Origin of the sequence: Prescottella soli (genome assembly GCF_040024445.1) — a bacterium.
GTDB classification, from domain to species: domain Bacteria; phylum Actinomycetota; class Actinomycetes; order Mycobacteriales; family Mycobacteriaceae; genus Prescottella; species Prescottella soli.
In genome coordinates this window covers 1,710,810-1,729,190 of sequence record NZ_CP157276.1, presented here as the reverse complement: position 1 = coordinate 1,729,190, position 18,381 = coordinate 1,710,810, and the positions used below count along the sequence as shown (strand labels likewise).

The following is an 18,381-nucleotide window of genomic DNA, read 5'->3' as shown; positions in this document are numbered from 1 at the left end:
GACCCGCGCACTCAGTCGCCGTAGAAGGCCGCTGTGTCGATCTGGCTCAACGGAATCACGTCGGCGCCTGCGGCCGCAGCGGCGCGCCGGGTTGCGGGCGACAGCTTGTCCCGCAGGGTGATCGCGAGTGCCGGTTCCTCGTCGATCTGCGACACCAACTGGTACACGGCGGCAAGATGATGCAGGCATGGGCGTTTGCGGCCGGTGCACGCGCAGGTCGTGGTGTGCGCCGACGGCACTCCGGTGACCGAGATGGACTTCGCCGTGAGTTCGGCGACCAGGGAGTCGGGGATCTCGCCGGACGCCACCCAGCGGGTCCCGGCGCCGGCACGGGTGACCAGGGCGCGTACGGCGGCGGATTCCTTCCCGCTCCACAGGGGTATGGCGATCTCGACCGGGACCACTTTTCCTCGGACGGTCACCTCGGCCCGGATCCGGCCCGCCTCGACGGCGGTGAGGGTGACCGAGCCCTTGCCGGCGAGGGCGCGGGCCTGTGGCAGAAGCGAGTTCGGCGAGGACGCGCCGGTCGACTCGACGGTTCGCAACCACGCGCGGCCCCAGGCGGTGACGCCGAACTTCACGCCCATCGCTTGGTCCCGATCGCGTCGAGGTCGAGCAGGGCGCGCAGCTCGGTGTCGGGGAGATTGGCCAGCGACGCCTCGGTGTTCCCCGAGACAGTCTCGGCCAGAGCGCGTTTCGATTCATGCATGGTGGCGATGTGGTCTTCGATGGTGCCTCCCGTGACGAGGGTGTACACGTTGACGGTCCGGCGCTGGCCTATCCGGTGCGCCCGGTCGGTAGCCTGAGCCTCCACCGCAGGGTTCCACCACCGGTCGTAGTGCAGCACATGGCTTGCCCGGGTGAGGTTCAGCCCGAAGCCGGCCGCTCGCAGACTGAGGATCAGCACGGGCGCCGCGTCCGCCCCGGTCTGGAAGTCGTCGACCAACTGCTCCCGCCGCTCCACGCCCAGGCCACCGTGCAGGAACGGGATTGTCCCTGCACCCAGTTCGGCGGTCAGGTGCGACGACAGCAGTTCGCCCATGCCGCGGTACTGGGTGAACACCAGCGCCCGGTCGCCGTCCGCGACGATCTCCGCCAGCATCTCGGTTGCGCGGTCGAACTTTCCGGAGCGCCCGGCCAGTCCGCTGTCGTCGCCGGTGGCGACCTGTGCGGGGTGGTTGCAGACCTGCTTGAGCGTTGTGAGCAGCGCCAGTACGTTCCCGCGCCGCGCGACGCCGCTGCCCAGTCCGGCGGTGAACGCGTCCGCCACGGCCCCGCGGTACAGGCGAATCTGCTCGTCGGTGAGGGTGCACGCCACCGTGGAGAACTGCTTCGGCGGCAGTTCGGTCGCCACCTGAGCCTTGGTGCGGCGCAACACGTAGGGGGCGATGACGGCGGCGAGGCGGTCCGCGGCAGTGCGCGAGCGTCCCGACTCGATGGGTGCCGCGAACCGCTGCCGGAATCGCGCGCGGGTACCGAGCACGGTGGGGTTGGTGATGTGGAAAAGCGACCACAGCTCCTCGAGCCGGTTCTCGACCGGGGTGCCGGTCATCGCGACCTTCAGCGTCGCGGGCAGTCGGGCGGCGGCCTTCGCGGCCAGCGACGTCGGATTCTTTATCTGCTGGGCCTCGTCGAACACCACACAGTCCCACGCAACGGCCGCCAGCTCGTCCGCGTCGGTTCGCAGGACGCTGTAGCTGGTGAGCACCGCCACGGCACCCGGTGCGGGGGTCGGCAGCCCCCGGTTCGCGCCGTGGTGCACCACCACGGGCAAGTCCGGGGCGAAGCGGTCCAGTTCGCGGCGCCAGTTGCCGATCACCGAGGTCGGGCACACCACCAGGTGCGGTCCGGCCCCCGCGCGGGTGGCCAGCAGCGAGATCGCCTGCAGCGTCTTCCCGAGCCCCATCTCGTCGGCGAGGATGCCGCCGCCCTCACTGGCCAGCGCACGTAGCCAGGTGACGCCGTGAGTCTGGTAGGGACGCAACGTCGCCCGGATTCCGGCGGCGGCCAGCTCGCGGCCGGTGCCGGCCGCGGCGGCGAACTGGCGCAGCGCCGCGGCCGCCGTCCCGATCGCGGTCTCGTCCTCGCACAGGGACGCGTGAGCGGCGGTCGGCATCGAAGCGGTCAGTTCCGCCCAGGACGCATCGTCGCCGTGGTCGAGCAGCAGTGCTGCCCGGCGCCACGCCGACACCGATGCGCCGAACTCGTCTGCGTCGACCTCCGACGTGCGCAGGGCGGATAGCGCGTCGGGCAGGTCCACGACCCGAACCTCCACCGTCCGCGGTGCGACCGTGGCCGCGTCGACGGGGACCGCCAGCCGGCAGGTCGTGGCGGTGCCGGCTGGGAGTCCGAGGGTGGTCAGCGCCGACTCGACGTCCGTGATGCCCCACCACGCGAGGGTCGCGAGGGTGGGGACGAAGGTGGCTTGAAGACGCCCGGGGTCCGCGCTCGACTCGTCCATGTCCGCGGAGGCTAGCCGCTCGACGGTCCCCGCCGCCAATGAAAATCGTGCCAAAAGCTGCAGCTCAGGTGTGGTAATCCCGACATTGACGGGTACCGGATCGTGCTGTCTTCGGGAGTAGGCGATGAGTTCCGGATCCCGCGCGGGTCTGCCTGGGATTTACCTTCCGCGCGCGTTTCGACGACGTGCGAGCCTCCGGCAGAGGCCGATTGGTGTGGGCAGCAGGAAGAGGAAATGGTGGCGGGGCTGTTGTCGAGGCACGCGAATCTGCGGAAAGTGGTTCTCGTGCTGACCATTTCATGGCGAGGTCTGTCCGTCGACGGCGGCAGCCGACCGAGGTCCGCAGGACACCACCACTGTCCGGTCTGCCGGTTTTCGGCGGCTACGATCAATCCGGGGGCGCTCCGGGTCGAAGACGTGCCCAGGGTCGAGAGTCTGGAAGTGCAGGTGGGGGAGTCGGCCGACAGCCAGGGCATGTGGAGTGAACGGGGCGCACAGATAGCGATCATCTGCGCGGGCCTCGTGCTCGTCGTGCACGCGCCGCAGTCGACCTTCGAGCACCTGCAGCAGTGGCAGGAGGTGTTTCCGAAGTGAGGACTGTGTGGCAGTGGATCGGCCGGCACCAGTTCTTCACCATGATGGTCATCAGCATGACGGCCCTCGGTGGCGCTGCTGCCCTCAGCACGACGGCAACCATGGAGCCTGCGACCCGCACCGGGTGCACGATCGACGCGATCAACGAACCGCCGGGGGCGAAGCGGGATACGCTGGTCAAAACGTCCTGCGGCGGCGTGCGATCATCGAACCGGAGCATCACCGATCAACTACAGGTCGGCGGAACCTACGACTTCGGGGTTACCGAACGCACCACACTGTGGTGGACGTACACATCGATCGACACGGCCCGGCCGTCGCGGTAGCCCGCTCATCATGCTCCGTCCAGGAAGAGACGGAAGCTATCCCGGCGCATGCCGACTCGGTTCGACGAAAAGCGGTCCCGCGCACTACCGTCGTGGATGTGCTGAATTCGGGGAACAGTATTCGGAAGTCGCGGTCCCGCACCGGTCGGGGTGTTCGAGTCGGTGCCGTTGCGATCGGTGTGACGATCGGATTCGTATCCGTCGCAGTACCTTCGGCCGCCGCCGACCCAACCGTCGGGGAAGTAGCATGGGGCCCGTGCCCGGCCGAGTACGCGCTCGATCCGGACACCGACCAGTGTGGAACCGTCACGGTGCCGCGCGACTATGCGAATCCGGGGGCCGGATCGATCGACGTCCTCGTCACCCGTCACCGTGCCGAGGATCCGGGGGCGCGCCGGGGCGTGCTGTTCACCAACCCCGGCGGGCCGGGCGGCGACGCGATCGCGTCCAACAGCATGCTCGCGCAGGCGCTTCCCGAGCAGATTCGCCGGCAGTGGGACTTCATCGGTGTGCAGCCCCGAGGCCTCGCACACGCCGGGGCGGTCGAATGCGACGTCACCCCGGAGATGCTGGCCGCGATGAACGTCGGCTTCGCGGGCGGGGCGGCGCGGCTGGCGTGCGATGGCTCAACGCCCGGCGCCACCGCGCACATCACCACCGAGAACACCGCCCGCGACTGGGATCAGGTGCGGATCGCGCTCGGTGCCAACGTGATCGACGTCTACGGCCTGTCGTACGGCACGCTCCTCGCCTCGACGTACGCCACGCTGTTCCCGCAGCACACGGGACGCATGGTGCTCGACTCGGCGGTCAATCGCGACTGGATCTGGAACGACGTCCTCTGGCAGCAGAACGACGGCTACAAGGCGCGCTTCTACGACCTCATGGACTGGATCGCCGCCAACGACGCGACCTACGGCCTCGGCGATACGCCGCTGAAGGTGTACCATCGCTGGTCCGACCGCATCGTCGAGGAAGCGGGCGGCAACCCCACCCTCGCGCCCCCACCGGCCCGGATCGGCGACGTCCCGCCCAGCCTGGAAAGCGTCGCCGACGCGTACCGGGCCGGTGTCGACCTCACGGGCCCAGCCCGGGTCCAGTTCGAGGCATTCCTGCGTCGTCTCGCCGATCCGGCGCATACCCAGTCCGGGTCGAGCATCTATGCCCTTACGCGCCAAGTACTTCCCGCCCGGAACAGCTGGCCGATGGTCGCCCGCGTCATCCGGGACGGCCTCGGGGCCCTCGCCGAAGGCGCGCCCAGCGACGTCACCGAGGACCAACTCGAGTCGATGGTCCAGGCTCGAATGATGCAGGCGATCGTGCTCTGCAACGAGAACGCAGTCGGGCCGCGGCCAGAGCGACTCCCGGGCTGGTTCTTCTCGACGTTCATCACCGGCGACCTGTTCGATGCGATCGGCTACGGCTACAGCGCAGGACCGGGGTGCGTAGGCGCACCTCCGGTGACCACGGTACCTGAGATCGGCAACAAGGGCTTGGCCACGGCGCCCCTTGTGCTGCAGGGATTGCGGGACCCGCAGACGCCCTACGACGGCGGTGCCCAACATGCCCGCGACATGGGCGCGCACCTGCTCACCGTGGAGGGCGGAGACCACGGCGCCGCCATCCAGGGCGGCAACACCACGGTCGACACCGCGATCACGGACTACCTGCTGACCGGGGCCACCGACATTACCCATGCGCCCGAGGCGCCGATCACCGCGCCGCTGTAGCCAGTCGGCGGTCCCCGCCACCACAGCCGGTGGCGGGGACCGAGCTGCGTTCTGACCTGCGATGTGACAACAAGTGTGGCGCCGATGGCGTGCGATGGTGGTTCACCGAAGTCGGCATTTGTCCGGTCGTTGGGCGACCTCGCGCGACTGCGGGACTCAGTAGCTGGTCATGCAGTCGCGCAGCAGGTCGGACGAGAGTTCGGCGATTGTGCAGGTGATTCTGCGCCAGCCGGGGTCGCCTCCGAACTGGTCCTGCGACGAGTCGACCAACACCTCGATGTCGTTCGTGCCGGCCGCGGCACGTAGGTAGTAGACGATGGGATCGCCCTCTGTCGTATAGAGGGTGAGCGCGAACTCGCCGCCGTCGCGTTGTCGACCGTCCGACAGGCAGTCGATCACCGACGGGGTGAGTGGCTCCTGTGGCTCGGTCCCTGGGCGAGGCGCCGCGTCGCCGCAACTCGGTAGAGCAGAGCGCCAGGTGATTTCGGCTGGCTTCGGCGCGGCTGGCGGCTCCTGGCTGAAGTAGACAAGCGCGGTGACGGTGGCGAGGAGGATGGCGAAAGGGATGCACCGAATCGCTACCTGCATCTTCTCCGCCCTCATGATGATCAGGCTAGATGCTGCCGCATGGTGGCCCGGTGTCAACGAGCGAAAAAGCGTTCCATCAGTTGACCGAGGGAGCCCTCGTCCAAGCGGGGGAGGACGTCCGTCCACACACGCAGTGGCGGCCACCCGATCACGGGTACGTCGACGAACACGAGGGGCCGCTGCGGCGAGGAGAAGTCGCGCATATCGAGTGTCGAGCACCCGGGCGTCGGCTCGAAACGGTTTGCGCAATACACCCTCACCCCGGGCTCGACCGGAGTCAGAACGCGGGTTCCCGGGACATCGGGGTTCCAGAAGCCGGGGTCCTGCGGACCGAGCACGTCGTCGACGGCTTGGGGGTAGCCGCGAGGAGTCGACGGGTTGGCGGGCTCGGCACCGGCGGGGGCCGAACCGATCAGAACCGTTGCAGCGGCCAGAGCGAGAACGACACCAGTACGCCGTCCGGAGGGAATCGGCAGGGCCATGTCGGAACTCCTCGATCAGGGAACGTGCGAAAACGTGTCCTCACGTCAGCTGTTGTCCACGTCGAGTTTCCGGTTCGCGTGGCTGACCGGCCGACAGTGCTCCTGCGGCAAGGGAACCCGGACCCTGCACTCTGGATCTGGACGACCCGGTCAGCCGCTGCCCTAGCCCTGCTGGAAAAGGTGGTCATAGCCGATGGCGAAGGTGAGGTCGGACGGTTCCACCATCGCCGTGCGCCGGTCACCGACCTGCGGTCGCACGCTACCCGTGGGCACCTCACAGCCTGCGTCGAATGTGTCAAAACCCGGGCCACTGATACGGACCGTCAGTTCGGCGATGTCCGTGCTCTCGTCGCTGCCCCGGATCCGGTTGACGGCGAGGATCTCCGCCGTCGCCGCGATCCCGGCGGCCTGGAATCGCTTTTCGTCCCAACGCCACCCGTAAGTACTGAGTGCAAGCCCGATTCCGATCGGGAGGGTGACGACTCCCCACCACAGGCCGGTCGCCAGCGAACCGTCGGCCCACCCGGCGATCGGCCCGGCCAGGATGAGACCACCTGCAATCGAATACGTCATCACCCCGGCGGCGGGACCGATGAGCTCGACCTGTCGCGGCCCCTTCGCGTTCTTGTTGGACACCTCGACACCCTATGTGCGGCACCACGCTTACAACGCAGGCTTGTCCGTGGTTCGGTGTTCGCCGCGGACATGTGATCCGTGGCTCCCCTCATTGGCCATTCCTTGGCTGGAGTCACACTCGGCGGTGCAGCGTGGCGCGACTCCGCCAACGTGAGCGCGACCTGAGCGCGCAGGTCACCGGGACGACGCCTTCAGTGCTGCGCTACGCCTCGCGGGCCGCGACGCGCGCGAGCAGCCGATCGCCCCCGGCGCCGAAACGGTCACTGAAATCGCGGGCGAGTTCGGGGCCCTGCAGGGCGGCAAAGCTGCGCGCGTCGAGCTCGGGATCAGCGTCGTCCGCGGAGTGCAGCCAGATCCACACGTCATTCCCCGCGGCATCGCGAAACTCGCCATCCGCCTGCATCCGCTGGATCGCACGCACGATCCGGTTCTCGTATTGCAGCCGGAGGGCATCATAGGCATCTGCCTCGAGCTCTTTCCCCGTACCGTCGATCACTGCCTGGGTGCCAGAGAGCGCCCAGATTGCGCTCGTTACCCGCCCTGGCGCGGCATCGTCCGGATCTTCAGCGCAGAGCGGCCACTCTGACGGACTCCAGGCCCACTGCGCCTTGTCGGCGCTCGACCCGTCGAGCCCAGTGGCCCAGGTCGCACCGGCCCCGGCGACGAAGAACCCGGTGAGGTCTTCGACCATGCCGCAGGCCACCATCGCGAGCGAGTCGTCGGCATCGCGGAGTTCCGCGACGCACGCGCGGAGCGTAATGAGGATCGCCGCGTCGAGGCTGGCAAAGTCAAACACGGGCTCACCGTAACACCAGGAGACGGCGCCGAGCGTGACGCCGGCCCCGCCGTCGACTCCGCTGCGAACGGCGCTGCCCGACTGCAAACCGGCAGCGGGACAACCGCCGCGCGCGCTCGGCCACACAGCGCAGATGGGTTACGGCAGAAGGTGTTTCATCGAGAGCGGCCTCGGTCGCGGCAAGTCCATCGATCTCACCCACGCCTTGCCGCTTCTCGGCACCGACGCTGCTTTGAAAGACGACGTGCCCGATACCGTTCTCCGTAACCGCGCGGGCCACATTCGTGGTGGCGCGGCCATAGTCCACGAGCGGATCGGCGCTACCAGCCGGCGGATCCACCCAATGCAGCGAGTCGACACCGGCTGTCGCGAGGACGACGGCGTCCGCGTCGAATTGGTCGACCTCGACCACGTCGACCTCGGAACGGACGTCCGCCGCCAGCCGATCAGGGTTTCGTGCGAGCGCAAATGGCCGCACACCTGCACGGATGAGCATGGTGACGACATGACGGCCAACGTTTCCTGTCGGAGTAGCGACGGCTATACGCATGATGATTTCCTCTCGTCGAGATCAATTGCGCAACCGTTTCGACGATGACGGCCGGATCCTGTCCGCCATTGCGGGCAGAATGGGCGGATGGAGAACGACCCGACCGCGCGTGCCCTGACGCTGCTCGCGATCCTCCAACCAGGAACCGAATGGACCGCCACAGCACTCGCAGATCGACTCGGCACCAGTGCGCGCACCGTGAGGCGCGACATCGACTGACTTCGCCGACTCGGCTACATGATCCACGCCCGTCCTGGGCCGGCGAGTGCCTGTCGGCTCAGGCCGGGGCTGTCGATCCCCCCGCTGCTGTTCACGGCCGACGAGGTCGCTGTGATCACCGCTGGCTTGCGACTGATCGCACCTCACCTAAAAGGTGACAACAGTGCGGCCGTCGCACCGGCGAAGCTTGATCAGGTGCTCCCACAACGTTTGCGCTGCCGCGCCGCAGCTATCGATCTTGCTATCGAGGTGCTCGAGGAGGACCACAGCGTCACCGCACAAACCGTCGGCGCAGTAGCGGACGCTGTGGCGGAGTCCGGTCGCATCCGGTTCACGTATCGCGATGAGAACGGTGCGTGGTCATCTCGAGTAGTGGATCCGCACCGTCACGTTCACAGCGCGGGCCACTGGTACCTGGTCGGGTTCGACTTCGATCGTGGCGATTGGCGGACGTTCCGATTCGACCGCATCTCCGCCGTCGACCGGATCGCGGGCACCTATCGCCGACGCGACTTTCCCGAGGAGTCGATCGGCCGCTGGTTCGGCACTGAGTTCGGACGCGCCAACGAACACTCCCACAACGGGAAACAAGCTAGTTGCAGCCGCGCCGAACGTTGCTGATACGTGACGGATAGGTTCGACGTGGGTCCCAATGCCGCGAGTACGTTCTCGTCGCCGTGGTTCGTGTCATACCCGGCTGCGACGATCACGAGATGTCCTGGGAAATCGATAGATCGATCTGGAATGGAGCTTGCACACCTTGAACGGAACAGCGACTATGTGGGCCGCGGAACCTGAGGACCTCAACCGGTTGATCGTCGAGCGATTGAATGCCGGTGACGTCGATGGGCTGGTCGCACTATACGAGCCTGACGCGGTGCTTGCCTTGCTGGATGGTCGGGTAGCCACCGGGACCTCCGAGATCCGGTCCGCCTACGAACAGCTCGTGGCGGGCGCCCCGGTGTTCTCCCCGGGCGCGGTACAGCCCGCCCTCCGCAGCGGCAACCTGGCGATGACGTCCGTGCGCCTCCCCGACGGTGGGGCCACCGTCGAAGTCGCGCGCCGACAGTCAGACGGCCGCTGGCTTTGGGTGATCGACCAGCCCCAAGTTCTCGGGTAGATGCGCGGTCACTTCCGCACCTGATCCATCACGGAGTGGGCCAGGATCCTATGGCGGGATGACCAGGCGCCGGTCGAACTTCCACGGGGCGCTGGCGGCGTAGACCTCGCATCCCCAATAGATCCGTTCGCTCTGTCCGCAATCGTTCTGCGACGGTGGGCTGCATGGGCTGTGCATTCGAGGATCTGGTGGCCGAGGCCGAGGCCGAGGCCGCGGCGGTGTCGGTGTCCGGGCGGGATTCTCGTGTCTGGACGGGCGGGTGACGGAGGAGCGGCCGTCGTGGGGCTATCAGCGGCTGATCGGGGAGCGTATGCGTAGGGCCCGGTCGGCCCTCGACATCCAGACCGGCGGCGGGGAGGTGCTGGCCGGCGTGCCGACATTCCCGCCGCTGATGGTTGCGACGGAGTCGTGGCCACCCAACGTCGCGGCGGCCACGGCGTTGCTGAATCCGTTGGGGGTGGTGGTCGTCGCCGACGATGAGCCACCGCTGCCCTTCGCCGACAGTGCCTTCGACCTGGTGACCAGTCGGCACCCGGTGACGGTGTGGTGGGACGAGATTGCCCGCGTGCTCGAACCTGGTGGCACCTATCTCGCGCAGCATGTCGGCCCGGCGAGCGTCTTCGAACTGGTCGAGTACTTCATGGGCCGCAAACGGAGAAGGTCCGGCGGGCACGGCATCCGGACGATGCGCGCCGTGGCGCTGAGGCGGCGGGTTTGGACATTGTCGAAATCCGTTCTGAGTCGCTGCGGAGTTCTTCGATGTCGGGGCGGTGATCTACTTTCTCCGCAAGGTGATCTGGATGGTCCCGGGCTTCACGGTGCCGGCCTACCGCGACCGACTTCGCCAGCTCCACGAGAGCATCGAATCCGATGGGCCCTTCGTCGCGCACTCCACCCGATACCTCGTCGAGGCACGGAACCCCGACTAACTCGCGCAGCGAGCCCGCCGCGGGACAGCTGATCACGGGGTCCTCTCTCACTGTCGCCATTTCGGCTCCGGTGGCAGCGGTCGTGTTCGCTCGGACCCCACGGCGAAGGTTGTTCTCTCTGGCGCTGACGGTGTTTGTCGCGGCGAATATCGCCGCATCGCTGTCTACTTCGCTGGCGATGTTGATGATCCCGCGGGTCGTTGCCGCCGGTGTGCCGATCGGCACGTGGATCGGCGGGCACCTTGGTTGGCGCAAGACGTTCATCGCCGTGGCAGTGGCCGGCACCGCACCGCTGGTTACTGCGGCCCCGATTCATCGGATGCGTAGTAGCCCATGACAACCCCGGATACCCAGTAGAGGGTGGGCCTCGAGGTCACCCGCGCAGAAAGGTGCTGCCTGCGTTCGTCGTCAGCCGTGCCGGATCCTGGGTCGGGGCTACCTATGGGGGTCCGTAGTCGACACGCTGACGCAACCAACACGCGCCTAGCGGGGTGAACCCGGCGCTCCGGATTCACCCCGCGGTTGGCGAGCCGTTGCGCCAGCTGTCGGGCGCTGCGGCCGCGCCGGTACTCGCGCCCGCCCCATACCCCGGACTGACCGATGGCGGCCGCGTAGTCGCCGCAGGCGGTCGTGATGGGGCAGCGTGCGCAGACACGCGCGGCGCAGTCGAACGGCTCGCTCGGATCCGGGAACCAGTGGTCGGGGTGGCGGTCGCCTCGGCAGGCGGCGACGTCCCAGTCGATGGTGTCGTCGGTGGCTGGCAGCAGGTCGGCCAGAGTCATCATGGTGGTCATCGGATTGTGCCTCCTTTCAAGGTGATTCAGCACCACCACGCGTGCGGCGGGGACGACGTCGAAGTCCTCAACGATCCGCTTCGGTTGCAGGTCATCTTCGTCAGGTTGGGGATGTCGCTGAGCATCATGCCCCGGTAGGCGAAGTGGTCTGGGTAGTCGATCGGGGCGCCGTCCACGGACAACTACATCCCGCCGAAGAGCTGTAGGTTGAGGCCGGTCGCGGTGACGATCACGTCGGCCTCGAGCTCGGTGCCCGACGTCAACAGGACTCCGTTCGGGGTGAACCGCTCGATGGAGTCGGTGACCACCGACGCCCGTCCCGAGATGATGACCTTGAGGAGGTCGCAGGCGCTGATCCCAAGGCTACGGCGGGTTGAAGTGGATGTCGATGTCGATGTCGAAGTCGGCCGGCAGCAGCTTGGCGTTGGCCTCGCGGACGATGCTGCGCACCTTCGACGGCTTGCGCTGGGCGAGCTGGTGAGGTTCGGACGCCAAACAGGAGACTGCTGAAGCGGTACTCCCTGCGCCCGTAGGGGTGAATTAGATCTACTGAGTGGCAGCCCCTGGAGTCGAGTCGCGACCGGCCACTTTGGTTCTGGCTATGGCTTTTCGAGGATGCCGACGAGCGTGATGATGAGCGAAGTGTGCTTCGTTGTGTCGGGTGCAAACACACGGGCGGTTGGCGTGCTTCCGGCTTCGTAGAAAAGGCTCACCAGTGTCGTCAGATAGCTGAGATCGGGATGCGACTTCGTCACGAAGTAGGACAGACCATTGCCCTCCAAGACGAGGCTGTCGGCGACGCTACCGAGTTGTGCCGAGACGCTAGTAAGTTGCAGGCGCTTACCGGCCGGAACCGGCGGAAACGTGAAGTGGCATTGCGCCCCCGGGCACGTCGACGAATCGCCGACTGCCGCGGTTGCCTGGTACGGTTCGGCCGCCTGCGCCATACCCGTAAGTGTAGTGGCGCGTGGCGCGGCCGAGTGCAGGTTCGAGAACCTGCTCACGTGATGATCATTCAACTGCCTGACTGCGCTCCGACCGTCGTGCGGCGACATTTGCCGGAATACGTTGGTAGATGTGCCAATTCGACACCGAACATTCGCCGCGAATCCGAGCTGCAGTCTGGACGCCGTTCCAGACGGGAGCGAGGAAGGAAGGTGGGCATGAACAATTGCCAACTACATTAATCGGCATCACAGATGGCACCATCCACGCGATCCGGGTCAGGCACCTGCCGGTGAGAATCGCCACTGTAGTTGTCATTTCACGGTGTATTGACCTGCGAGGTGACAACTAGCGTGACGACGACAGGCGCGATCGTCGTCATCGAAGTTGGCATTTGTTTGCGGCTGTTCGTTGCTGAACGAACTGTGTCGAATGGCCGGACTATGGCGTCCGTGCAGGACTGCTCGACGCGCCGACCTGTGATCTTCAGCCCAACGTGGCACGGTTCTGAGGGTTGAAAGTGGCATGCCGATCAGGCTGCAGAACGCCTTGGGTGTGCCGGCGACTTCTGAAACTGACGAAAAGGACACCCGTCAAGCAGGGCCCGGTCCGATGAGTTCTCGCGCGGCCGCCGGTCTATCTGTGCGAGCAGTCGACTATTGCGTGCCTTTCGGGCGTGGAGCGCCTGAGGAAATGGAACGATCGCAGTGCTGGGGGAGGTCAAGGGCGCCCGGGGTTGCGGATTACGAGAGGACCAACAATGACAGCCACCGCAGACACGATGCGTCCGCTCGACAGCGTCATCGGACGGTGGAGGACGTCGGGAACGGTGTTCGACGAGCATGGGCAGGAGGTGGCGATCATCGCCGGCACCGACGAGTACGAGTGGATGGCCGGCGGTATGTGGGTCATCCATCGTGTCGACGTGATGATGGGCGACGACCACGTACAGGCCCTCGAGCTGATCGGCGACCACGACACCGAGACCGACACGTACACCATGCGGGCATTCGACGGCTCCGGGACGTTCGGGACGATGACCGCACGCCTGAACACGGACGGCACGTGGACCTTCCTGGGCGAACGGATGCGCAGCACGCTCCGGACGTCCGAGGACAACTCATCGATGACGGCCTGCTGGGAGCGGCCGGACGAGTCCGGCCACTGGATTCACTGGATGGATATGGACTTCGACGCCATAGCTTGACAGCGCGCATCAGGCCTCGGCCGCCGCCACTTCCAACCAACAGAACACCGCATCCATGACACCGACCCCGATTCACACGGTATCCAGGGTCCCGTGCTGCACGGGACGGACGGCACGCATCAGCGTATCGAGCGAAGAAGGCCGCGACGCGCGCCCATTTCCCGCGCGGCTGGCAGCCCTGCCCCCGCCCCGTCCTGACCGGATACGCGGCGGACGGGACCGTCGTCGGCAGCATCGAAATCGGACCGAACTTCTAGAACCGCGCCGACCTGCACCGCCCCTTAGCGATCGAGGACGATCTTCCGTCACGAGGTCGAAGCCTTTCGCGGCGCCACGAACTTCCCACCCGACCACCCGCGGTGGTCGATCCCAAGCCACCACTGAAGCTACCCATTCGGAGGATGGGGGAGACGACCTGGTGGTCGGCGCGCAGCCGGGGGGTCCGAGGTCGGCGAGTCGAGCTTCGGCTTCGGGCACTGGTAGCGGCTTCAGATCAGCGCGGATGCGTGGCAGGTACGCGACTGCGTGGGCGGTGTGTGGAACCGGTATCGGGTCGGAGTCCACGACCGCCGACGACTGGATCCAGGTGTCGTCCGCAGTGACCTGGAGGAGCACGTCACCACGCTCGAGCTGGCCCCGGCCAGCGAGTGTGTCGACTCGCAGCCATTCGGCCGGGTACTCCGCGGCCGGCCCGGCCGAGGTGCGGCGCGCGTGTGCCGCCCACGCGAGTGTCTCGTCGGCTCCCGGCTGGTGGTCAGTGATGTGCCACAGGAACATCCGGTCGACTGGGGTCGGTAGGAGATCGTGCCCAGTGCCCATCCGGCCACCGATGCCCAGCAACGGGACGGTTCGGCCGATCGCCCAAATAGCGGCGGCGTTGGCGATGAACACCTCGTGACGACGGTGGTGGTCTGGTCGATGCTGTCGATGAACGTGCGGGCTGCGGCGACTGCTTCGGGGTCGTCTGTGATGATCACGGCCTTGTCCGTGATGGTGGAACTGCGTGAGGCTCCGGCAGATCCGACGATCGCCTGCTTGGTTGTGGCGATGACGTTGGCGTGCAGGTTCGGTGACGACAGCACCCGCACCCCATTCTCGACGAAGTGTGCGAGAGCGGGCGGTGAGTTGGCGTGCGCCCGTACTGCGGGGTGGGCGGCGTTGACGATCAGGATGTCACCGCCGCGGAGCGGGAGCAGGTCGGGGGCGTCGATGCCCAGGTACGCGCCTGGTTCACGGCGCGGACCAGCTACAGAACTCCGTGGCCGCCTAAGTCCGCAGCATCGCCCACACCTTCGGCCCGTCGTCGGGCAGGGGCACGCTTCCGACGACCTCGAACCCCAGGCGTTCATAGAAGGTGACATTGGACGGAGACGACGTCTCCAAATACGCCGCATAACCTTGATCCCGCGCCGCTTTCAGCCCGGGCTCGAGCACAGCTCGACCCAGACCCCGACCCTGCGAGGCAGGCGCAACACCCACCGTCGCCAGATACCAGACGGGATCCGTCGGCCGCAGGCAGGCGGTCGCCTCATCAGCCCTCGCAGCCATTTCCGCTCGATCACCATACAGATCGGTGACCTGGTCCGCGATATCACCGAAAGCCGCGTCCAGACCCGCCGAAGACGGCGTCGTCCACACAGCCACCGCAGTCAAATCATCTGATACCCAGACGTTTCCGCATCGCAACCCGATCTCCGTCAAAAATAGTCGCTGCAACGACCGCACGCGGTCTCGGTGATCTCGTGAATCGACGGTATGCCGGGTGAACGGGTAGTCAGCAAAGGCAAGACCGAGGGTCTCTGCGGCATCGACAATGTCTCTCGACGTCGCCGGCCGGATCCGAAAACTGCTAGTCACGTGCCTCGACGCTACCCGCCGACTCGGGAGGGCGTGCCCGCGACGAACTTCCCAGCTCAGGATGCCGGGCGATTCACCCGCCAGCTCTCGAAGCGCCGGCCCCATGGTATTGCGACCCCGCCCTCGCGATGAGGTCGCCGCTAGTACAGGTGATGTGTCGTGTGCTCGGCCCGTTCGCAATTGGTCTCGACGGCACGCGTGAGTTGTGGGGGTGGGGCTCTTTCGTCGGGCTCAAGACGGGGTCGATCGGTCGGTGACAAGGCTCTGACCTGCACGCGTTCCGGTTTCCGGCATGGAATTGAGGGCCCCGGCGGCGGTCGACGCCCCACCAGATGGAGGCGGGAGGAAACATGGGCGCGGGTCTGTTCGAGAGTTGAACCACAGTCGCCACGAGGCACCCCATGGGGGAGCGGAAGTCGGCGGGGGACGTGTCATCTATGCAGGTAAACCACGATGAATCGCCGCTGCTCTCGTCGGCAACTCGCCCCGGCGGTTCCGAGGTTCGATCCGGTCTGATGCGGGGGACCGGCCCGTCACCAGCGGGCCGGTTCCGCTTGTGAGTGTGGTCGATCGTTTTCACGCGGTGCGGCTTGGCTCTCGCACTCATGGCTTGGGTGTGAGAGGACATTGGCTGTTTTGCGTTGGGTGGGATAGATGGTTTGTGGATCGGTGACTGTGGCCGCCGGTTCAGAGTGGCCGGTCGGCGGCGCGAGGGCGGGAGGTGCAGGCTGCAGGTCGGGGCCGAAGGTTCGCGATTTCGGGGCTGCGTACTTTCTTGGTTGCCTGTTGCTTCAGGTCGGTTGCCGGCCGGAGGCGAGGAGGATGCGATCGAAGGTTCCGCGCACGTCGAAGGGGATGTCGAGGGCGGTGGGGAGTGCTGCGACCAGTTCTTCGGCTACGACACGGAGTTTGACGTTGGATTGTTGAGACTTCCAGGTGAGGACGTCGAAGGCGTGGTCGGCGGAGATTCCGTAGATCACCATCAGCGCGCCTTTTGCCTGTTCGATGACGGTGCGGGACTCGATGAATGCGGAGATGTTCTCGGTGATGGTGCGGTCGACGTCGCTGCGGATGGAGTCGGTGACGTCGATGTAGAAGCCGGACATCCCGACGACGCGCCCGTCGGCCGTGGTGCGTTGACCGACGGCGACGAGGTAGTGAATTTTGCCTGTGGTGTCGATGATTCGATGCCTGCTGCTGAATGGTTCGCCGTCCTGCAGGACCCGCCGCATCAGGTCCGCCGAGCTTTCGCGGTCGTCGGGATGCTTGTGCGCGAGCACTTGAGCGGTGGTGGGGACGATCTGGCCGGGTTCGTAGCCGTGCATGCGGGCGACCGCGTCCGACCACTCCCACCGATCGCCGTCGAGGTAGTAGCAGAAGCTCCCAACCCGTTCGAGCCGTTCGGTCATCACGACTGCACTGGCTCGTCGCTGTTCCTGGCCACGTGGCAATTCTCGCACCATTCACAACGACGTTCACGCCTCGCTGATCATCAGGAAGTAGCCCACTGACCCGACGATCTGCCGTGAGGCCGGTCGGTTCGCGTGGGGGCTGGTCATCTGGTTGCGGTCGGGCTCGGTAGTGAGGTGGCGGGCGACACCCGCGTCCGCGGCCCTTCCAGTCAGATGGCCAGGGCGGCCACGATCACTGCAATAAAGATAGCCAAAGCGGCTGTTGCAGTGACGATTACGGATGCTTCCAGTAGGACGGGAAACAGTGTTGCGGCTGCGCTGGATCCGGAAGCGACCATGAGGGGGTATCCGTGTTTTCCTTTCGACTGTGCGGCGCCGTCGTGGTTGTCGTTGTGCGCAGCGGTGGTGTCGTTTCTGGCCTCGGACACGACGTTGGTGATCGGATTTGTCGATGGAAGCCCTGGGGTTCGATTCGCGTGGTGCATGTCGCGTCACTCCCGATATTCGAGGAACTCGTATCGGTGATCGAGGTGTGGAATCCGCGACAGCGCCGATACGAGCAAGTGCTCCAGCATCGGCTGACTGTTTCAACCTGCTGCCATGGTAGTGGCAGTTGTCACAGGCGGCAAGGTCGTCGGCTGCTGCGGTGCCGCTGTCACCTGTCATCCCTTACCTGCCCCGGTCGGGTGGGAGCCTGCGGCGCCGCCGCCATCATGCGCAGCCGCGATGGGGGAACAGCTGTGGTGCTGGACCGTTGGGTGTGCGACCTGCTGGAAGTCTGACAGGTCAGAACCAGTGGCGGCGGCCACGAACCCCGACATCGAGGATGCCGAGCAGTATGACGGTCAAGCCCATGGTGAGGAGCGCGACGCCGAACAACTCCAGGGCGTCCATGTGGTTCGAGAAACCGACCAGCGTCAGCGCTGCACCCAAGATCGTCATTGCTCGCTCCGTGCTTGGACAGATCCGGTGCTAGGACACACCACCTGATCGGCCCATGTCAAGAGATGACTGTGTACCTGGAAAACCGTCTGGTCGCGAGAAAAGTTCCTGGTACTTGTGCGTGCGGTCGTCAACGGCGGGTCTGGGTGCTTTCTTCGATGAACTGTTTGAACTGCGCCATGTTGCTGTGAACGAGGTGGTTGAGATAGCCGAGTTTGTCGGCGAGGTTTTCGACGAATCCTGTGGGGTCGATATCGATGTGGGCGGTCACACGAGTGTGAGTGTTGTCGATCGGGCGGAAGGTGATGACACCGGCGTTCTCGGGGCCGCTGTCGGAGTGCCAGCCGAGTCGTTGGTACGGGTGTAGGTCGATGATGTTGGCGTCGAATTCGCGGGTCACGCCGGCGAGGTGGACCACGAAGTGCAGGTGACTGTCGTCGAGTCGTCGAACTTCGCGGACTCCGGACAGGAACTGCGGGTACGTCTCGAACTGTGCCCACCGGCCGTAGGCGATGTAGACCGGGACGTTCACATCGACGACCTCGGTGATGCTGCTCATGGTGGGCGGCTACCCGAGTCTTCGGCCTCCGAAACCGGGCGGTGGGGAGGGAGCACGACGACGTTGGAGACGGTGGTGATCGTGTGGACGGGGGTCTCGCATCACCGGAAGACGGTGAATGTGCCGCCGGGGCTCGACCTGACGCGTGTGGATCTGGGGACGCGTTCGCGGCGCTGTCCGATGCCGGGTTCACGGGCGTGGACCGTGAGGGGATCGGGGTCCGGGTCCTCAAGC

General features: G+C 66.1%; 24 protein-coding genes and 1 pseudogene. 9 read left to right on the top strand and 16 right to left on the bottom strand.

The genetic code is table 11. The annotated features are described in order from the left end of the window. Window positions 1-11: 11 nt before the first annotated feature. Both ABI214_RS08155 and ABI214_RS08150 read right to left on the bottom strand, forming a co-directional pair. Entirely contained in the window at window positions 12-587 is a 576-nt protein-coding gene (locus ABI214_RS08155) for a hypothetical protein (protein WP_348608469.1), read from the bottom strand. Then, window positions 578-2,461, bottom strand: coding sequence for a DEAD/DEAH box helicase (locus ABI214_RS08150; RefSeq protein WP_348608467.1), 1,884 nt, complete (start codon window positions 2,459-2,461; stop codon window positions 578-580). The genes ABI214_RS08155 and ABI214_RS08150 overlap by 10 nt, the downstream gene beginning before the upstream one ends. 276 nt (window positions 2,462-2,737) lie before the next feature. On the opposite strand from ABI214_RS08150, the gene ABI214_RS08145 reads away from it, so the two are divergent. From ABI214_RS08145 to ABI214_RS08135, 3 genes are all read left to right on the top strand, one after another. Next, window positions 2,738-3,055, top strand: coding sequence for a hypothetical protein (locus tag ABI214_RS08145; protein WP_348608464.1), 318 nt, complete (start codon window positions 2,738-2,740; stop codon window positions 3,053-3,055). A gap of 56 nt (window positions 3,056-3,111) precedes the next feature. Continuing rightward, window positions 3,112-3,381 carry a hypothetical protein gene (locus tag ABI214_RS08140; protein WP_348608461.1) on the top strand — a complete coding sequence of 90 codons (270 nt, stop codon included), beginning with the start codon at window positions 3,112-3,114 and terminating at the stop codon, window positions 3,379-3,381. Between the two features lie 179 nt (window positions 3,382-3,560). Then, window positions 3,561-5,111: an alpha/beta fold hydrolase gene (locus ABI214_RS08135; protein ID WP_348608458.1), complete on the top strand. Its 1,551-nt coding sequence runs from the start codon at window positions 3,561-3,563 to the stop codon at window positions 5,109-5,111. A 156-nt stretch (window positions 5,112-5,267) separates the two neighbouring features. Here the strand turns inward: ABI214_RS08135 and ABI214_RS08130 are convergent, their stop codons facing one another. The 5 genes from ABI214_RS08130 to ABI214_RS25470 all read right to left on the bottom strand — a co-directional run bounded on the left by ABI214_RS08130 (window position 5,268) and on the right by ABI214_RS25470 (window position 8,109). Beyond that, window positions 5,268-5,714, bottom strand: coding sequence for a hypothetical protein (locus ABI214_RS08130; protein WP_348608455.1), 447 nt, complete (start codon window positions 5,712-5,714; stop codon window positions 5,268-5,270). A gap of 38 nt (window positions 5,715-5,752) precedes the next feature. Then, window positions 5,753-6,181: a hypothetical protein gene (locus tag ABI214_RS08125; protein ID WP_348608452.1), complete on the bottom strand. Its 429-nt coding sequence runs from the start codon at window positions 6,179-6,181 to the stop codon at window positions 5,753-5,755. A gap of 162 nt (window positions 6,182-6,343) precedes the next feature. After that, on the bottom strand, window positions 6,344-6,817 hold the full coding sequence (locus tag ABI214_RS08120; RefSeq protein ID WP_348608449.1) for a hypothetical protein: 474 nt from the start codon (window positions 6,815-6,817) through the stop codon (window positions 6,344-6,346). Window positions 6,818-7,019: 202 nt separating this feature from the next. After that, window positions 7,020-7,613: a hypothetical protein gene (locus tag ABI214_RS08115; RefSeq protein ID WP_348608446.1), complete on the bottom strand. Its 594-nt coding sequence runs from the start codon at window positions 7,611-7,613 to the stop codon at window positions 7,020-7,022. 4 nt (window positions 7,614-7,617) lie between these two features. Beyond that, the gene (locus ABI214_RS25470) at window positions 7,618-8,109 is read right to left on the bottom strand and encodes an SDR family oxidoreductase (RefSeq protein ID WP_431357161.1); all 492 of its coding nucleotides are present in this window, start codon (window positions 8,107-8,109) and stop codon (window positions 7,618-7,620) included. A 141-nt stretch (window positions 8,110-8,250) separates the two neighbouring features. Here ABI214_RS25470 and ABI214_RS08105 point away from each other — a divergent pair, with 141 nt between their 5' ends. The 5 genes and pseudogenes from ABI214_RS08105 (at window position 8,251) to ABI214_RS08085 (ending at window position 10,768) form a co-directional block, all read left to right on the top strand. Then, window positions 8,251-8,382 carry an HTH domain-containing protein gene (locus ABI214_RS08105; RefSeq protein ID WP_348608440.1) on the top strand — a complete coding sequence of 44 codons (132 nt, stop codon included), beginning with the start codon at window positions 8,251-8,253 and terminating at the stop codon, window positions 8,380-8,382. A gap of 18 nt (window positions 8,383-8,400) precedes the next feature. Further along, complete coding sequence (locus ABI214_RS08100; RefSeq protein WP_348608437.1) at window positions 8,401-9,003, top strand: helix-turn-helix transcriptional regulator; 603 nt, start codon at window positions 8,401-8,403, stop codon at window positions 9,001-9,003. A 157-nt stretch (window positions 9,004-9,160) separates the two neighbouring features. Continuing rightward, entirely contained in the window at window positions 9,161-9,502 is a 342-nt protein-coding gene (locus ABI214_RS08095; protein WP_348608434.1) for a YybH family protein, read from the top strand. 164 nt (window positions 9,503-9,666) lie between these two features. After that, a pseudogene (locus tag ABI214_RS08090) lies at window positions 9,667-10,431 on the top strand (methyltransferase domain-containing protein). 109 nt (window positions 10,432-10,540) lie between these two features. After that, window positions 10,541-10,768 carry a hypothetical protein gene (locus ABI214_RS08085; protein WP_348612094.1) on the top strand — a complete coding sequence of 76 codons (228 nt, stop codon included), beginning with the start codon at window positions 10,541-10,543 and terminating at the stop codon, window positions 10,766-10,768. Here ABI214_RS08085 and ABI214_RS25465 read toward each other — a convergent pair. The 4 genes from ABI214_RS25465 to ABI214_RS08070 form a co-directional block, all read right to left on the bottom strand. Further along, window positions 10,728-11,213: a WhiB family transcriptional regulator gene (locus tag ABI214_RS25465; RefSeq protein WP_431357160.1), complete on the bottom strand. Its 486-nt coding sequence runs from the start codon at window positions 11,211-11,213 to the stop codon at window positions 10,728-10,730. The genes ABI214_RS08085 and ABI214_RS25465 overlap by 41 nt on opposite strands. Before the next feature lie 194 nt (window positions 11,214-11,407). Continuing rightward, window positions 11,408-11,533 carry a hypothetical protein gene (locus ABI214_RS25460; protein ID WP_408585914.1) on the bottom strand — a complete coding sequence of 42 codons (126 nt, stop codon included), beginning with the start codon at window positions 11,531-11,533 and terminating at the stop codon, window positions 11,408-11,410. Between the two features lie 55 nt (window positions 11,534-11,588). Further along, window positions 11,589-11,720, bottom strand: a complete 132-nt coding sequence (locus tag ABI214_RS25455) for a hypothetical protein (protein WP_408585917.1) — start codon at window positions 11,718-11,720, stop codon at window positions 11,589-11,591. A 104-nt stretch (window positions 11,721-11,824) separates the two neighbouring features. Then, window positions 11,825-12,172: a hypothetical protein gene (locus ABI214_RS08070; protein WP_348608431.1), complete on the bottom strand. Its 348-nt coding sequence runs from the start codon at window positions 12,170-12,172 to the stop codon at window positions 11,825-11,827. Window positions 12,173-12,930: 758 nt separating this feature from the next. Here ABI214_RS08070 and ABI214_RS08065 point away from each other — a divergent pair. Continuing rightward, the gene (locus tag ABI214_RS08065) at window positions 12,931-13,377 is read left to right on the top strand and encodes a hypothetical protein (protein WP_348608428.1); all 447 of its coding nucleotides are present in this window, start codon (window positions 12,931-12,933) and stop codon (window positions 13,375-13,377) included. A 1,266-nt stretch (window positions 13,378-14,643) separates the two neighbouring features. Here ABI214_RS08065 and ABI214_RS08060 read toward each other — a convergent pair. From ABI214_RS08060 to ABI214_RS08040, 5 genes are all read right to left on the bottom strand, one after another. Beyond that, the gene (locus ABI214_RS08060; RefSeq protein WP_348608425.1) at window positions 14,644-15,234 is read right to left on the bottom strand and encodes a GNAT family N-acetyltransferase; all 591 of its coding nucleotides are present in this window, start codon (window positions 15,232-15,234) and stop codon (window positions 14,644-14,646) included. Window positions 15,235-16,025: 791 nt separating this feature from the next. Then, the gene (locus ABI214_RS08055; RefSeq protein WP_348608422.1) at window positions 16,026-16,643 is read right to left on the bottom strand and encodes a PAS and ANTAR domain-containing protein; all 618 of its coding nucleotides are present in this window, start codon (window positions 16,641-16,643) and stop codon (window positions 16,026-16,028) included. A gap of 212 nt (window positions 16,644-16,855) precedes the next feature. Continuing rightward, window positions 16,856-17,131, bottom strand: a complete 276-nt coding sequence (locus ABI214_RS08050) for a hypothetical protein (RefSeq protein ID WP_348608419.1) — start codon at window positions 17,129-17,131, stop codon at window positions 16,856-16,858. Window positions 17,132-17,432: 301 nt separating this feature from the next. Further along, window positions 17,433-17,588: a hypothetical protein gene (locus tag ABI214_RS08045; protein WP_348608417.1), complete on the bottom strand. Its 156-nt coding sequence runs from the start codon at window positions 17,586-17,588 to the stop codon at window positions 17,433-17,435. A 130-nt stretch (window positions 17,589-17,718) separates the two neighbouring features. Beyond that, a complete protein-coding gene (locus tag ABI214_RS08040; protein WP_348608414.1) occupies window positions 17,719-18,147 on the bottom strand; it encodes an SRPBCC family protein in 429 nt (142 codons plus the stop codon). Window positions 18,148-18,381 lie beyond the last annotated feature (234 nt).

Excerpts from the sequence above, each read along its gene's own strand:
- ABI214_RS08155 (WP_348608469.1), bottom strand. The coding sequence starts at position 587 with ATGGGCGTGAAGTTCGGCGTCACCGCCTGGGGCCGCGCGTGGTTGCGA.
- ABI214_RS08150 (WP_348608467.1), bottom strand. The coding sequence starts at position 2,461 with ATGGACGAGTCGAGCGCGGACCCCGGGCGTCTTCAAGCCACCTTCGTC.
- ABI214_RS08140 (WP_348608461.1), top strand. The coding sequence starts at position 3,112 with ATGACGGCCCTCGGTGGCGCTGCTGCCCTCAGCACGACGGCAACCATG.
- ABI214_RS08130 (WP_348608455.1), bottom strand. The coding sequence starts at position 5,714 with ATGAGGGCGGAGAAGATGCAGGTAGCGATTCGGTGCATCCCTTTCGCC.
- ABI214_RS08125 (WP_348608452.1), bottom strand. The coding sequence starts at position 6,181 with ATGGCCCTGCCGATTCCCTCCGGACGGCGTACTGGTGTCGTTCTCGCT.
- ABI214_RS25470 (WP_431357161.1), bottom strand. The coding sequence starts at position 8,109 with ATGCTCATCCGTGCAGGTGTGCGGCCATTTGCGCTCGCACGAAACCCT.
- ABI214_RS08105 (WP_348608440.1), top strand. The coding sequence starts at position 8,251 with ATGGAGAACGACCCGACCGCGCGTGCCCTGACGCTGCTCGCGATCCTC.
- ABI214_RS08100 (WP_348608437.1), top strand. The coding sequence starts at position 8,401 with ATGATCCACGCCCGTCCTGGGCCGGCGAGTGCCTGTCGGCTCAGGCCG.
- ABI214_RS08095 (WP_348608434.1), top strand. The coding sequence starts at position 9,161 with ATGTGGGCCGCGGAACCTGAGGACCTCAACCGGTTGATCGTCGAGCGA.
- ABI214_RS25465 (WP_431357160.1), bottom strand. The coding sequence starts at position 11,213 with ATGACTCTGGCCGACCTGCTGCCAGCCACCGACGACACCATCGACTGG.
- ABI214_RS08070 (WP_348608431.1), bottom strand. The coding sequence starts at position 12,172 with ATGGCGCAGGCGGCCGAACCGTACCAGGCAACCGCGGCAGTCGGCGAT.
- ABI214_RS08065 (WP_348608428.1), top strand. The coding sequence starts at position 12,931 with ATGACAGCCACCGCAGACACGATGCGTCCGCTCGACAGCGTCATCGGA.
- ABI214_RS08055 (WP_348608422.1), bottom strand. The coding sequence starts at position 16,643 with ATGACCGAACGGCTCGAACGGGTTGGGAGCTTCTGCTACTACCTCGAC.
- ABI214_RS08050 (WP_348608419.1), bottom strand. The coding sequence starts at position 17,131 with ATGCACCACGCGAATCGAACCCCAGGGCTTCCATCGACAAATCCGATC.
- ABI214_RS08045 (WP_348608417.1), bottom strand. The coding sequence starts at position 17,588 with ATGACGATCTTGGGTGCAGCGCTGACGCTGGTCGGTTTCTCGAACCAC.
- ABI214_RS08040 (WP_348608414.1), bottom strand. The coding sequence starts at position 18,147 with ATGAGCAGCATCACCGAGGTCGTCGATGTGAACGTCCCGGTCTACATC.